14 protein-coding genes are annotated in these 13,738 nt (G+C 36.8%); 5 read left to right on the forward strand and 9 right to left on the reverse strand.

The features are described from left to right. Positions 1-27 precede the first annotated feature (27 nt). From LRP84_RS08850 to LRP84_RS08870, 5 genes are all read right to left on the reverse strand, one after another. Positions 28-1,404 (reverse strand): O-antigen ligase family protein, encoded by a 1,377-nt coding sequence (locus tag LRP84_RS08850; RefSeq protein WP_230574745.1) that lies wholly within the window; start codon positions 1,402-1,404, stop codon positions 28-30. A gap of 10 nt (positions 1,405-1,414) precedes the next feature. Then, a complete protein-coding gene (locus LRP84_RS08855) occupies positions 1,415-2,482 on the reverse strand; it encodes a glycosyltransferase family 4 protein (protein WP_230574746.1) in 1,068 nt (355 codons plus the stop codon). After that, positions 2,475-4,031: a murein biosynthesis integral membrane protein MurJ gene (murJ, locus tag LRP84_RS08860; RefSeq protein ID WP_230574747.1), complete on the reverse strand. Its 1,557-nt coding sequence runs from the start codon at positions 4,029-4,031 to the stop codon at positions 2,475-2,477. Before murJ ends, LRP84_RS08855 begins: the two co-directional genes overlap by 8 nt. A gap of 363 nt (positions 4,032-4,394) precedes the next feature. Further along, positions 4,395-4,985: a biotin transporter BioY gene (locus tag LRP84_RS08865; RefSeq protein ID WP_230574748.1), complete on the reverse strand. Its 591-nt coding sequence runs from the start codon at positions 4,983-4,985 to the stop codon at positions 4,395-4,397. Positions 4,986-5,035: 50 nt separating this feature from the next. Beyond that, positions 5,036-5,779, reverse strand: a complete 744-nt coding sequence (locus tag LRP84_RS08870; protein WP_230574749.1) for a DUF3298 and DUF4163 domain-containing protein — start codon at positions 5,777-5,779, stop codon at positions 5,036-5,038. A gap of 94 nt (positions 5,780-5,873) precedes the next feature. Here LRP84_RS08870 and LRP84_RS08875 point away from each other — a divergent pair, with 94 nt between their 5' ends. After that, positions 5,874-6,251, forward strand: a complete 378-nt coding sequence (locus LRP84_RS08875) for a hotdog fold thioesterase (RefSeq protein WP_230574750.1) — start codon at positions 5,874-5,876, stop codon at positions 6,249-6,251. A gap of 327 nt (positions 6,252-6,578) precedes the next feature. Here the strand turns inward: LRP84_RS08875 and LRP84_RS08880 are convergent, their stop codons facing one another. Both LRP84_RS08880 and LRP84_RS08885 read right to left on the reverse strand, forming a co-directional pair. Next, entirely contained in the window at positions 6,579-7,955 is a 1,377-nt protein-coding gene (locus tag LRP84_RS08880) for a glycine--tRNA ligase (RefSeq protein ID WP_230574751.1), read from the reverse strand. Positions 7,956-8,345: 390 nt separating this feature from the next. Beyond that, positions 8,346-9,029 (reverse strand): DNA alkylation repair protein, encoded by a 684-nt coding sequence (locus tag LRP84_RS08885; protein WP_230574752.1) that lies wholly within the window; start codon positions 9,027-9,029, stop codon positions 8,346-8,348. A 216-nt stretch (positions 9,030-9,245) separates the two neighbouring features. Here LRP84_RS08885 and LRP84_RS08890 point away from each other — a divergent pair, with 216 nt between their 5' ends. Then, the gene (locus LRP84_RS08890; RefSeq protein ID WP_230574753.1) at positions 9,246-9,734 is read left to right on the forward strand and encodes a hypothetical protein; all 489 of its coding nucleotides are present in this window, start codon (positions 9,246-9,248) and stop codon (positions 9,732-9,734) included. 117 nt (positions 9,735-9,851) lie between these two features. On the opposite strand, the gene LRP84_RS08895 is transcribed toward LRP84_RS08890, so the two are convergent. After that, positions 9,852-11,177 carry an ArsB/NhaD family transporter gene (locus LRP84_RS08895; RefSeq protein WP_230574754.1) on the reverse strand — a complete coding sequence of 442 codons (1,326 nt, stop codon included), beginning with the start codon at positions 11,175-11,177 and terminating at the stop codon, positions 9,852-9,854. A 330-nt stretch (positions 11,178-11,507) separates the two neighbouring features. Here LRP84_RS08895 and kapD point away from each other — a divergent pair, with 330 nt between their 5' ends. Further along, positions 11,508-12,131 (forward strand): 3'-5' exonuclease KapD, encoded by a 624-nt coding sequence (kapD, locus tag LRP84_RS08900; RefSeq protein WP_230574755.1) that lies wholly within the window; start codon positions 11,508-11,510, stop codon positions 12,129-12,131. 59 nt (positions 12,132-12,190) lie between these two features. Here the strand turns inward: kapD and kapB are convergent, their stop codons facing one another. Beyond that, entirely contained in the window at positions 12,191-12,574 is a 384-nt protein-coding gene (gene kapB, locus LRP84_RS08905) for a kinase-associated lipoprotein KapB (protein ID WP_230574756.1), read from the reverse strand. 126 nt (positions 12,575-12,700) lie between these two features. Here kapB and LRP84_RS08910 point away from each other — a divergent pair, with 126 nt between their 5' ends. Next, the gene (locus LRP84_RS08910; RefSeq protein WP_230574757.1) at positions 12,701-12,877 is read left to right on the forward strand and encodes a hypothetical protein; all 177 of its coding nucleotides are present in this window, start codon (positions 12,701-12,703) and stop codon (positions 12,875-12,877) included. A 180-nt stretch (positions 12,878-13,057) separates the two neighbouring features. Then, positions 13,058-13,606 (forward strand): superoxide dismutase family protein, encoded by a 549-nt coding sequence (locus LRP84_RS08915; protein WP_230574758.1) that lies wholly within the window; start codon positions 13,058-13,060, stop codon positions 13,604-13,606. Positions 13,607-13,738 lie beyond the last annotated feature (132 nt).

Raw genomic sequence — 13,738 nt, forward strand, 5'->3', positions numbered from 1 at the left:
AAATAAAGAAAAAAGCTACTGAATTCTTCAGTAGCTTTTTTTTGTACGGTGCTGTATATACCCAGTTGTTAAAAAGAAGTACAGCATAAATGAAGCATTTTCTAATATGTTATAAAATGCGCCGCCAATAATCGCTCCAACTATTAAATATAAAACAAGAGGAGCAAACGGTGATTCTTTCCTGTATTTCCAAAGAAGAGAAAGGAATCCAAAGGCGAATCCCGCACATAAGAGTACGCCTATTATACCTGTTTCAGCGAGTATTTGAATGTATTGATTATCGGAATAGAAGTCCCATGTAATCTTATAGTGTTTATAAATAGGCGATGAGAAAGTTTGCGTAGCAGCATCACCAAATGTTCCAAATCCATAGCCGGTAATTGGTTTATCTTGAAAGATTTCAACTGCTTTTTTTACATAGTAAATGCGCCCATCTTGTTTACTAAGTTCAACTGTGTCTTCTGAGAGTGCTTCTGTAAAGCGTTTTACACCCATTCTCTCTCCCTCTAAATAGTTCGTCATTTTGGAGATGCATGAAGCGCATAGGAATGACACAAGAGCGATTACTAGCAGTGATTTCCAATTTGAAAATTTCCGGTTGATGCATAAATAGACAACTAAAAAGACAGTAATTGTTAGAAATGCACCACGTGAATATGTGAGCCATAATGTTGTGGCAATGAGTGTGAGCCCTATATATGTGACATATTTCATTTTCCCTGATACGTTTCGAAGAACGTATAGTGAAATAAGAAAAGCTAATATCAAATATAGTGCCAATTCATTTGGGCCGCCCGCCATTCCGTATATCCGAATTTTGTTTGTTGGAGCAAGCAAAAGATGTTTCCAAGCTTCTGGCAAAAACATGGTTCGCAATGATAGTTTCTCAATCAGCCCCTGTATAGACATAATGACAGAAGCAATGAAGGTGATTTGCGCAAAAAATAATATATCCTCATCGTGAATGGTGATACGAGAAGCGATATAGTATACAAAATAAAATAGAAGCAGTGTGTGTAATTGCATAGCAATTGCGACGAGTGAAACACCATGCGATAGACCGATTGCAGCACCAAACAAGCAGAAAAGAAAATATAATATTTCAAAGTATCGGAATGAAAAAAGCTGTGAAATATTATGTCGGTATTGCCATAATAGACGCAATAAGAGAGAAATGATGATGAATAGACCGATAAACTTTAGCCCAGGATTATAAGCAACGAGAAAGGGGCGCATCGGAATAAACATTAGTAAATAAGCAATACCGAGCTTTTCATCTCGAAAAGCAGCACATGCTAGTGCGACAGAAATGAAAAGTCCGGTATAAGTTGATGGAAACAGTAATCCCAATATAACGAAGAAGATACTTGCCCATATATAGTAGAATCGAGTTGAATGTGTCATATATCCTCCTTTAACATGATGATGGTGTGCGATAAATTGCTGTAACTTCTTTCAACATTTTTGAAAAAGTGAAGTTTTGTAAATAATGCTCGCGTCCGCATTCTGCTAAGGAATGATATAATTTTTCATCTTGTAATAATTGCGCTAAAGATGCAGCCAATGTTTCTTCCGATCCATACGGTATTAATAGACCTGAATGATTATGAACAATTACTTCTGGCAAGCCGCCGACATTTGTTGCAATAACAGGTTTTTTCATAGCAATTGCTTCAATAGCGACATAGGATAATCCTTCATTTTCTGATGGGATCACAATAATGTCATGTTTTGTATATTCTTTTATAATATCGTCTTGAAAGCCTACTAATGATACATGTTCACATAGAGATAGCTCTTGAATCATCTCTGTTAACTCTTCTTTTAATGGTCCTTCACCGATAATATCACAATGCCATTGTAAAGATGGATGTAGTACTTTTAGCTCTTTCAAGCCTTTTAATAAGAATAGTTGTCCTTTTTCTTTGCTAAGCCTTCCGATAACAGCTATTTTTTTTGGGTGATGCTGAGAAAGAGAGGTATCTATATACGGATCTGCAACGCCGTTATAAATGACCTTTATCTTTTTTTCTGGTACGCCCTTTTGACATAGCTGCTCCTTCATAAATTGAGAGATGCAAATGATAGCATCATTATAGCGTGTAAAAAAGGAATTGCTCCACTTTAAGTGAAATGACATCGGCACATTTACGTGGTATGTCCAAACAACCCGAACAGGAGCACCTAATAATTTGGCTAGAATAGCGATATAATTTTCACGTAAAAACTGTGCATGAACGATATCGATTTTTTCTTTTTTTATAATTTTCTTTAGCTGCATAGCAGCTTGTATATCAAAAGGATGACGCATTTTGATTTGATACATCGGTACGTTTAGTTGTTCAAACTTTTTTAAGAAAGGACCAGGGATAGAGTATACAAGGATACAGTGTTCTGGACCAACGGATTCCATTAAATCTAGAACGTATTTTTCGGATCCGCCATCCCCGATATAATTTAAAAGGTACATAATTTTATTCATTTATATTCTTCCTTTTACCTAAAAATAGCGACAGCAATTGTTGTAGCTCCTTTATCTTTAATATATAAGTGACGAGTAAGTAAACGATGGCACCAATTGCTATTGCTAATAAGATAAGCAACTTTGTATCGTGTGAGAAATGAAGCAGCAGTTTGGAAGCATACAAACTTACAAAAGATGCAACAATACATTTAAGTAAAAAGCCACCGTAGTGCGAGCTCACCTGTTCTTTCTCTTTCATAAATTTTCGGAGCATCCATAATAGCATGAGTACAGTGCTGGCTGATGCTATTGAAGTGGAAAGAGCTGCACCAGCTAAACCAATTTGGTTAACGAGTATAATGCATAATATAACATTTATAATCATGGAAATAATCGATGCATACATAATGTATCGATTCAGTTTCAAAGAAAAAAGCAAGCGATCAAGTAAGTCTTTTAAAGGCTGCATGAGGGCAGCTAACGCATAAAATTGCAGCGCGGTTGCTGTCATTATGATAGAATCTTCCCCAAATGCCCCATAGTTATAAACAACTTTGACAATTTCCTCTGTAAAAAAGGTGAAATAAATAAAAACAGGAATAAACAAATATAAAAGCACCTTTATATTTGTTTCCATTAATTTTGTGAAGTCTTTCCAGTTCGAGTGATTTACGTATTCGACAAATTTAGGATACATAACTGTTAAGACAGGAGCAGCAATTAACCCAAGCGGAATAAAGTATAGCTTTTGGGAGTAATTAAGAGCTGCGATGGATCCTTCTTGTAATCCGGAGACTAGTGTACGATCTACAAGTAGATTAATTTGAACAGACATACTTGTAATAAAAGCAGGAATGCTCAAAGATATCATGGTTTTTAAAGAAGGATCTTTCCAATCGATTACAAATTGATAGCGATATCCTTCACGCTTGGAGGCGAAATAAACGAGTATATTTTGTACGATGTTTCCGACAATAACACCTAATGCTAGTGCATAAATTCCAATCCATTGTACAAGGCAAATAAAAATAATAAGTGTAATACCGTTTAATACAACCCATTGCATACTCGTAATACGAAATTTATGTAAACTGTTCAAATAAGCATTAAAAATATCAATCATGAATGTGCAAAATACAGTCGGAAAAATAATTTGCAATAGATGAGCCGATAATAAAGCTGTTTGCTCAGGGAGCCCATGCGCAAATATTGAAATGAAGAAGCGGGGCTGTAATTCAATGAGCAAAAGCGGAATGAAAAAAATAAGTAGAACTATGTTTAAAAAGTTATTCATAAATCGATAGGCTTTAAGTGGATCTTTTCCTTTCAATTCCATGAAAATAGGGATGAAAGAAAAGGCGAAAGCCCCTGTAATACCAGTAAAAACAATAGTTGGTATATTTAAAGCTACAACGTATGCATCAACGGCATAATTTGTACCGAAATAAGCTCCAAGTGTTACTTCTTTTGTAAATCCAAGTAGTTTTCCTAAAGCTGTCCCAAGTGTGAAAAATAGTGTTACAATGAGAAATCTTTTTGTATTTTCTTGAGATGCCTCTCTACTCATTTATAATCAATTCCTTATTTAAATTTAATTCTTTTTCAAGCATAATTTATTTGTATGTAAAAATCAAATATATCTTGGTAACGTAAAATGTTTCCCAATTAAAAAAGGATATCACCCAATAGAGGGGGATATCCTTTTTAGCTCGCAATAAAAGACAGTAATAATTCTCGCCTCTTATAACAAAACAATAGTATGAAATAACGGTTTCACTTTATCCCACATTAACGGGCAGTAAGCCCTCCACCTTAAGATTCAGAGAGAAGCAAAGAAGATAGGTGAGGGATAACTGCCCGTAAAAGCCCGATTGGTTCAACTAACCATCAGTGGGGGATGAAGAAAACCCCCACTGATGGAAGTTTCACTTTATGAAGCAAAGCGACTATTCTGATAGGCAGAACGGCGAACAGCATAGTATATACGAGGTGCAATAACTGCACCGATCATTGTAAAGATGATATCTTTTACAGCAAACCACATCATAACCTTCCAAGCAGCTGCATAGCTAATATGACCGCCTACCCAAGTGTTTATAGCTAAGTACATATAAGTCGTGCCAATGATATAGACAAGAATGATTCCGACAGCAGAAGCAGTAGCAAATGTACCGAATTTTGGGTTTTTGACTTGCTCAACGATTTTACCTGTTACATAAGCAACAACAATGAAAGAAAGAATAAATCCGCCAGTTGGGCTTAATAGAGTACTAAATCCAGCTTGAAAGCCAGCGAATATAGGTGCTCCTGCAATTCCAACTAGTGTATAAACAATCATAGATAAGGCCCCGATTCGGCTTCCAAGAAGAAGACCAGCTAAAATAGCAAAGAATGGCTGCATAGAAAGCGGAATACCTGCAACTTGTAGAAATGGTGCCCAAGATGTAATATTTGCGCCAATCGCCATAAGTGCGACAAACATTGCAGCTAAAGCTAAGTCTGATGCACGAAGTTTATTCATAATGTTAACCTCCGAGTGTTTTGTAGTTAACATTATCGTACTGAATCCATCTATGCATTGTCAATTAGAATATTTTGATATTTTGGCTTTAAAACCTCACGAAGTAGTGTATATGGAATCCGGAATTGTGGAATACCACTTGCGTACGGCGCAATTTCGTACAGCGGGAAATAAATCATGAGATGATCTTGTTCTAAAACGTATTTGAGTTTTTTTTCGTTCATCGCTTTCTCGGCAGCATCTGGGAAGAAGATCTCCTTATTTTGCTCAATTTGTCTAACGATTTCTGTCTTAATGATTGTTTCATATTGACTACCTTTTTGAAATAAATCTGCTAAGCGGAGAGGTTTGTTTTTCTCTACATCGAATGTATTTGCTTTCCATTCGTACATGCCATGGGCACCGCCTGTATATTGATAGCGATTTACATATAGACTGAGCAATGGGAATTTATTTAATCCTACTTTGTAGTCAACATTCGCGATATATGGATGAAATGGAGCATCTGTCTCTTTTGATTGTTCATAATATGTTTTTGCATCTTTTTCTAAGTTCTTTTTAAACTGGCTCGTGCTTTTTTCATAATACGTATTTAATTTCTTTTGAAATTGTCCATCTGGAATGTTATGAAATTGTGGATAATTAAGTTGATATTCAAAATAAGGGTTCTTACCTTTTTGGGTCATAGTATGAACTTTAATTGTAAGGTTAGGTGTTTGGGCTGCTATTGCATTTTTTGGTACAATAGCGATAGAGAAGTAAGAAAACAATATAATATATAATAGTTTCTTCATAAAAGGTACCTCCATGTATTATAGATTCACTGATAGTTTGAAAAGAAATAGATATTATTATGCGTTTTTTGGTAATTCGAAAGGGGATAATCGTATGCCTAAAACATTAATGGAAGCATTAGGTATTGAATTATTAGAAATGACAGAGGAGAAGGTTGTAGCGACAATGCCAGTACATGGAAGTACGCATCAGCCATTGGGTTTTTTACACGGAGGAGCATCTGTTGCTCTAGCGGAAACAGTTGCAAGTGTTGGTACATATAATTTAATTGATCAAGATAAATATCTGTGCTTTGGTCTTGAAATTAATGCAAATCATTTACATTCAAAACGAGAAGGAATTGTAACAGCGATCGGAACACCACTTCACAAAGGGAAGACGACAATGGTGTGGGACATTCGAATTATTGATGAAGACAATACTTTAATTTGTATTTCCAGATGTACAGTTGCAGTGAAAGAGAAAAAATAAAAACGATTGCCGATATTGGCAATCGTTTTTTCTTTTTCGTGCTGTATTCATATTGAGAAGATGAAAAAGTTCACTTCTTGGTGTGATCCAGTACTAGCGAATGGACTATTCATATGTTGAACATTGTCGAAGGGTCTTTATCCCGCATTAACGGGCAGTAAAGGATGGAGAAGAGCGGGGAAGAAAACAGCCCGTAAAAGCCCGATTGGTTCAACTAACCATCAGTGAGAAAAGCGTCACTGATGGAAGTTTCACTTTATATCCTGTCGAAGCGCCGATATATTGAGAATATGAAAAAACCGACTGCTTCAAGCAGTCGGTTTCTCATTAGAATTGAATTTTCTTCTCTAAGAAGCTTTTTAGCTCGCTAATTGGCATACGTACTTGTTCCATTGTGTCACGGTCACGTACTGTAACTGCTTTGTCTTCAACAGAGTCGAAGTCGTAAGTGATACAGAATGGTGTACCGATTTCGTCTTGACGGCGGTAACGTTTACCGATAGAACCTGTTTCGTCGAAGTCAACCATGAAGTCTTTTGCAAGTTCTGCGAATACTTCTTGAGCACCTTCAGATAGCTTTTTAGAAAGCGGCAGGATTGCTGCTTTAAATGGTGCTAATGCTGGGTGGAAACGAAGAACCGTACGAGAATCGTTTTCTAATTGCTCTTCTTCGTATGCATCACATAAGAATGCTAATGTTACGCGGTCTGCGCCAAGAGATGGCTCGATGCAGTATGGTACGTAACGTTCATTCGTTTGTGGGTCTACGTAGTTAAAGTCTTCAGTAGAATGCTCCATATGACGGTTTAAGTCAAAGTCCGTACGAGACGCGATGCCCCAAAGTTCGCCCCAGCCAAATGGGAATTTAAATTCGATATCAGTTGTTGCGTTACTGTAATGAGATAATTCTTCTTCACCGTGGTCGCGAAGACGCATGCTTTCTTCGTTCATACCAAGTGAAAGAAGAAAGTTTTTACAAGTGTTGCGCCAGAATGTGAACCATTCTAAATCGTCGCCAGGTTTGCAGAAGAATTCAAGTTCCATTTGTTCAAATTCACGCGTACGGAACGTAAAGTTACCAGGCGTAATTTCGTTACGGAAGCTCTTACCAATTTGGCCGATACCAAATGGGAGCTTTTTACGCATAGAGCGCTGTACGTTTTTGAAGTTTACGAAAATACCTTGTGCTGTTTCAGGACGAAGGAAAATTTCGTTTGTGCTAGATTCTGTAACACCTTGAAATGTTTTAAACATTAAGTTGAACTGACGAATTTCAGTGAAGTCTTCGCTGCCGCAATCTGGGCATTTTACTTCGTGTTCTTTCATTAATCCAGCCATTTGATCGAAAGTAAGACCGTCAACAATCATTTCGATGCCTTTTGCATCTAAAGCATCTTCGATTAATTTGTCAGCACGGTGGCGCGCTTTACATTTTTTACAGTCGATCATTGGATCGTTGAAGTTTCCAACGTGGCCAGATGCTACCCAAGTTTTTGGGTTCATTAAAATTGCTGCGTCTAAACCTACGTTATACGGAGATTCTTGAATGAATTTTTTCCACCAAGCTTTTTTCACGTTGTTTTTTAATTCGATACCAAGTGGACCGTAATCCCAAGTATTTGCGAGACCGCCGTAAATTTCAGAACCCGGGAAAACAAAACCACGATGTTTTGCTAAGTTTACGATTTGTTCCATTGAAGCCATTTTCAATTCCTCCTTGAAAGATAACGTATTGGCGATGAAGGATAGAGCAGTACTTGTAGAAGCGATATTCCCGCTTTTCAATAAAAAAAACGCTCATCCCAAGGCTTATTTAGCCTAGGGACGAGCGTTTGCCCGCGGTTCCACCCTAGTTGACACACAAAATTGTATGTCCACTTTATATTGTATTGCTCAGGACTGCCTTTTTCCTTGCAGTTTCAGGCTTTCACCATCCCTGAATCGCTTCGTTTTTGCAAGTACTTATTTGTCCTTCATCGCTACCATATTTAAAAAATAGATGACCATATTTTATCATGTTCTCTTTTAATTCACAATAGAGAGACTTGTTTAGCGTAGTATATGCAGGGTCTGTTATATAGTATAGCCCAAAACTTACTGCTGGAATACTTCTTTAATATGTTTAATACCCTCCCGTTTACTAAGCGGTGCAAGATGATGGGTTTGCACGAATTCCCATACAGCTTTTGGATTTGTTTTTGCGTATTCACGAAGTACCCAGCCAATTGCTTTTTGAATGAAAAATTCTTTAGAGTGACTGAGCTGTTCGATTAACGAGAAGAGAAGTTTCGTATCTGTTTTTTCTTTATACTTTAGCTGGAATAAAAGGCATGTTCGCTGTAGCCACATATTGTCAGACGCCATCCACTTTTGCACATACGGTTCGATTAAATGCGGATGCGCCGCCAAGATAAGGCCGACAAAATGACTTGCAAGCATATCCACAGAATCCCACGATGATTTTGTAGTAATGAGCTCTTCTAACAGTGGTAAATGAGTTTCATTTAAATGTTTACGATATTTATCTAATAGAGTTAAAGCGACCATTTGGAATTCTCGTTCTGGCAATGCCCATAGTTCGCGAAGAATAACAGGAAGTTCTGCTACTTTTGGTGCCTCAGTATTTTGTGACACTTCACGAAATAACTGTTTTCGCTCGGGTGTTTGAATGCCGAGAAATGGAAAGTGATTTTTCATATAACGTTCCATCGATTCTGCTTTTGCACGGTTGCGATGTGCTTCAAAGTGTTTTTGTAAGCTTTCGGTGAATGGATGCATAGCTCATTCCTCATTTATATTTTTATTTTAGTTTAACATTTTTTACAAAAGGATTCGGTTTGTTATCCTCATTTATCTTCTTTGATTTCTTTGAATCTTGAGGCGAGGTTTACTGCTCGCGAATAGCAGGATAAAAATTTTTTTATCCACTTCTTAATACTTTCCGTTACGAATATATAGAAAAAGAACGGAACTGAGTTAAAAGGGGGCATTAAGATGGGGGATCAAGTTGTAATAAGTGGGACAGCGAATGATGGGATTATAGCCGGCTTTTTAGCGTTAGGACTTATTTTTGTCATTATCTTTTTAGTTTGGGCTGTAGCTGCTTATTTATTAACAGCATTTGCGCTGTATAACATGGCAAAGGCTGATGGATTGGAAGATTCCTTCTTTGCATTTATTCCATTTTTAAACTGTAAAACATGGGGAGATTTAATTGGAAAGAAATTACCGCAATTTATGCAGCCGCAAGCGGGATGGAAGTTATTTGGTGTGTATGTTGCCTGCTTTATTATCAAATGGATTCCATTTTTGTATACCATATCTTCAGTTCTATTTATTGTGTTAGGTATTTATGTCGTATATTTACTATTAGAAAGATATACAACCAATGCAGTGCTATATACGGTGCTACACGTTATTACATGTTCTATTTTTCTTCCGATTCACTTATTTGTAATTCGAAATAATGAACCGAGATATTAAGGATAAGAAAAAACGGAAGGGTTTCCTTCCGTTTTTTCTATTGTCTAGCTCCAGCGGCTAGCATGGTCAGTGGCTTCGCTTCTCATTCTTAGCGAGCCGCTTTCGCTTTACGTTACATTACATTAAGTAACGTAAATAAATATAAATGTTCGAAATGATTAATGAAACAATTGTAATTGGGAAGCCAACTTTTAAGAATTCCATATAGCTAAAGGCATGTCCTTCGCGGTTTGCAATACCTGCAACGATTACGTTTGCAGATGCCCCGATTAATGTTCCGTTTCCGCCTAAACAAGCGCCAAGTGCTAGTGCCCACCAGAGTACGTCGACCTGTGCATCAGATGGTGTTAAGCCGAGTCCAATTGTCATATCATTAATAAGCGGGATCATTGTTGCGACGAATGGAATATTATCAATCGTTGCAGAAGCGATGCCAGATACCCATAAAATAAGTACAGCAGCGAAAGAAATGTCACCGCCAGTTATATTTAATATTTGCTGTGCTAACGATTTAATTAAACCAATATCGATAAGACCGCCAACAAGTACGAATAAGCCAGCAAAGAAGAAAATTGTAACCCATTCTACATTAGCAAATACTTCTTCAATTTCATGCTCTTTTACACCGATTAACATTAATACCGTTGCTCCTGTTAAGGCGATAACTGCTGCATCAACGTGAAAAATAGAGTGTGTCATGAATCCGATGATTGTAAGCCCTAGTACAGTTAGTGATTTTTTCATTAGTACTGGATCTTTAATGTATTGCTTTTCATCTAGGCTCATTAATTTTTTAATTTGGATTGGATCAGCTATTAATTGTTTTCTATACATGAAGTACAGCATAACTGCTGTCACTGCAATAATGATGATCACAATTGGAGCTAAGTTCACTAAGAAAGTATTAAAATCTAAATGTTTATTTGCAGAGCCAATCATAATATTTGGAGGGTCACCGATAAGTGTAGCAGTTCCACCGATATTTGAGAAAATAATTTCTGATATTAAATACGGAACAGGATTTACTTGTAAAATACGTGTGATAGATAGCGTAACTGGTACGACGAGAAGAACCGTTGTTACGTTGTCTAAAAAAGCGGAGCCAACTGCAGTTAATAAAGAAAGAATAATTAAAATACGAATTGGATTTCCTTTCGCTTTCTTAGCGGATTTAATCGCAACATATTGAAAGACCCCTGATTTGCTCGTAATGTTAACTAAAATCATCATACCAATGAGTAAGGTAATCGTTCCCCATTCAATATGCTTCGTAAAAGCATTATGTAAGTCAACAACTCCTACAATTACCATTAAGGCTGCACCAAGCAGTGCGATGACAGCGCGGTTAATTTTTTCAGAAATGATGATGGCATATGTAACTAAAAAGACAGCAATTGCAAAATAGTATTGCCAGTTTGCAATTTCTTGTGTTGTTTCATGCAAAAATCCCATCTCCCCTCAGTAGTTTTTTTTATTGTTTGATACAATTATGTAATAAACACAATTAAAGTCATTATAAAGTAGAAAAATGTAAGATGTAAATGAAAGCAATTGTTTTGTCATATTTTCCGCACAAATGAAATGAGTTATTTTCTTGTTTTTGAAAATATTTGCTGTTATTTGACATATATATAAGATACATCTCATTGAACCAATCGGGCTCTTATGGACGCTTCTTCTTTCTCAATTAGGATTCATGCACGTAAACGTGTTCGGGGTTATTTGTTGTGATATAATGGATGAATATGGAAGAATTTATAAGGAAGGGATCGTATGGATGAACAACAATTATTATTTTTAGATTTTGAGTTTACAATGCCTCAGAATCGAAAAAAGCCAAAAGGATTTTTTCCGGAAATTATTGAAGTAGGAATTGTTTCGGTTGTAAATCATGTTGTAGTTGATACGTATTCTTCTTATGTAAAACCGGAAACTTTTTCATCGTTAACAGAACGGTGCAAAAAGTTTTTAGGAATTCAGCAAGAAGCAGTGGATGATGGGATTTCATTTGCAACGCTTGTTGAAAAGCTGGCAAACTATGATAAACGTTGCAGTACAACAGTTGTGACGTGGGGAAATATGGATATGAGAGTGCTGAAACATAATTGCGAAATAACGAATATTTCTTATCCATTTACGGGACAATGTCGTGATTTATCGTTAGAGTATAAGCGTTTTTTTGGGGATCGCAACCAAACTGGATTATGGAAAGCTATTGAAGCATACGGAAAGGTCGCTACAGGTAAGCATCACTGTGCGTTAGATGATGCAATGACAACATATAACATTTTTAAACTTGTTGAGAAAGATAAGCAATACTTAGTAAAACCAGCTCCTCCAACACTTGGCGAGCTTGTAGACTTTTCGAAAGTATTAAAAAAGGTAAGTGCACAATAACAGCCAAATTACAATCATAATTGTAATTTGGCTGTTTTGTTTGTTCAGCGCTACTGATCTTACAATTGATAATCATGCTTTAATTGTTCTAGCACTTGTAAGCTTCGCTGTGCAAATGGAGAGTCGTCCTCTTGTAATTGTTGCATTTGTTCTGTTAATGCTTTTCGAAGCGATTCTTTATAATCAGGCACGTCACCTTCATAATGCTTGACCATTTGCTGTGGGATATTTGTTTGTTCACGAAATGCTAAGGCGCGGCGTTCATGGAAAAATGGCACGTCAGCTTGTTTTACGTTATGTAAGTCGCCTTGCATTGGATGTTTCATAACTGCGAGAACCTTTACAAGATAATGCTGTGGACGAACATTTGTAATTTCACCAATGTACTTCCCTGTTTTGTAAATGCCTGTTACAACATCACCAATTTGGAATGTTTCATTCATGTTTTTCACCTCTTTCTCATAGTAAGCAATGGAAGAGAAGGAGTCAAAGGAGAAGGAAGTTTTGTTTTGACTGAAAGTTCTGTATAATTGATTGTATAAAGGAAATGAACAAAGGAGTGAAGAATTATGATGCCTTTATACTTTCCAGAAGACAAGACAGAATATATTATACCTGCCATTGTATGTGTGTTATTTCTTATTGGAGCAGTTGCTACGTGGCGTATGTTTATTAAATCATCAGAACGAGAAGCAGAGAATTTGCAAGAGATGGAAAAACGTATTATGGGACGAGAAAAACGATAAAGTGAAACTTCCTTTTGGAGTGCTTTTCTCCAAAAGGTTAGTTGAACCAATCGGGCACTTACGGACGCTTCTTCATCGAGAATTGGCTGAAGTATAGCGTCTATAAGTAGCGGGAGTTTTTGTATGTTTCCTTCTAGGCTCGGACAATATAAGAACAGAATGAGTCTGGAGGGAATACGGATGAAAAAGCAACTCGTATTGGGATGTTTCGCAGCTTTCCTCTTTGCTGGATGTGCACAAGAGAAGCCGACAAAAATAGAAGTGAAGCTTTACAATGCTTTTGGAGATAAAGTTGGAACAGCTAAGGTCTCTCAGGAGACAAGCGGTGTAAAGATTTCTATTAAAGCAGAAGGATTTACACCTGGTGTACACGGAGTACATATTCATGAAATGGGTGAATGTAAAGCACCGGACTTTATTTCTTCTGGAGATCATTTTAATCTCAGTAAAAAGAAGCATGGATTATTGCATCCGCAAGGGTATGAAAACGGAGATTTACCGAATGTAATTGCAGATGGTGAAGGAAAGATTAAAGCGGATATTACTGCACCGCAAGTGAGTTTAAAAGAAGGAAAAACAACGCTGCATAAAAAAGACGGCGCATCGCTTATTATTACAGAAAATGCAGATGACGGGATGACGCAACCAGCTGGAAATTCGGGGAAACGAATTGTATGCGGTGTGATTGTGAAAAAAGCTTCGGATATAAAAAAAGAAAAAGGAAAATAAGAAAAACGTTCGGAAAACTGAACGTTTTAAGGCTGCCGGGAAAGTCTCGGCAGCCTTTATATATTTTGATGTTAAAATCGCCGATACAAGTTCTTGGATGCGGGCACAAAGTGTTTCAACAAAATTTGGTCC

This window comes from Bacillus rhizoplanae (genome assembly GCF_917563915.1).
Classification (GTDB): domain Bacteria; phylum Bacillota; class Bacilli; order Bacillales; family Bacillaceae_G; genus Bacillus_A; species Bacillus_A rhizoplanae.

What these genes read in the sequence shown, in the direction of transcription:
- LRP84_RS08850 (WP_230574745.1), bottom strand. Translation starts at nt 1,404, where the DNA reads ATGACACATTCAACTCGATTCTACTATATATGGGCAAGTATCTTCTTC.
- LRP84_RS08855 (WP_230574746.1), bottom strand. Translation starts at nt 2,482, where the DNA reads ATGAATAAAATTATGTACCTTTTAAATTATATCGGGGATGGCGGATCC.
- murJ (WP_230574747.1), bottom strand. Translation starts at nt 4,031, where the DNA reads ATGAGTAGAGAGGCATCTCAAGAAAATACAAAAAGATTTCTCATTGTA.
- LRP84_RS08865 (WP_230574748.1), bottom strand. Translation starts at nt 4,985, where the DNA reads ATGAATAAACTTCGTGCATCAGACTTAGCTTTAGCTGCAATGTTTGTC.
- LRP84_RS08870 (WP_230574749.1), bottom strand. Translation starts at nt 5,779, where the DNA reads ATGAAGAAACTATTATATATTATATTGTTTTCTTACTTCTCTATCGCT.
- LRP84_RS08875 (WP_230574750.1), top strand. Translation starts at nt 5,874, where the DNA reads ATGCCTAAAACATTAATGGAAGCATTAGGTATTGAATTATTAGAAATG.
- LRP84_RS08880 (WP_230574751.1), bottom strand. Translation starts at nt 7,955, where the DNA reads ATGGCTTCAATGGAACAAATCGTAAACTTAGCAAAACATCGTGGTTTT.
- LRP84_RS08885 (WP_230574752.1), bottom strand. Translation starts at nt 9,029, where the DNA reads ATGCATCCATTCACCGAAAGCTTACAAAAACACTTTGAAGCACATCGC.
- LRP84_RS08890 (WP_230574753.1), top strand. Translation starts at nt 9,246, where the DNA reads ATGGGGGATCAAGTTGTAATAAGTGGGACAGCGAATGATGGGATTATA.
- kapD (WP_230574755.1), top strand. Translation starts at nt 11,508, where the DNA reads ATGGATGAACAACAATTATTATTTTTAGATTTTGAGTTTACAATGCCT.
- kapB (WP_230574756.1), bottom strand. Translation starts at nt 12,574, where the DNA reads ATGAATGAAACATTCCAAATTGGTGATGTTGTAACAGGCATTTACAAA.
- LRP84_RS08910 (WP_230574757.1), top strand. Translation starts at nt 12,701, where the DNA reads ATGATGCCTTTATACTTTCCAGAAGACAAGACAGAATATATTATACCT.
- LRP84_RS08915 (WP_230574758.1), top strand. Translation starts at nt 13,058, where the DNA reads ATGAAAAAGCAACTCGTATTGGGATGTTTCGCAGCTTTCCTCTTTGCT.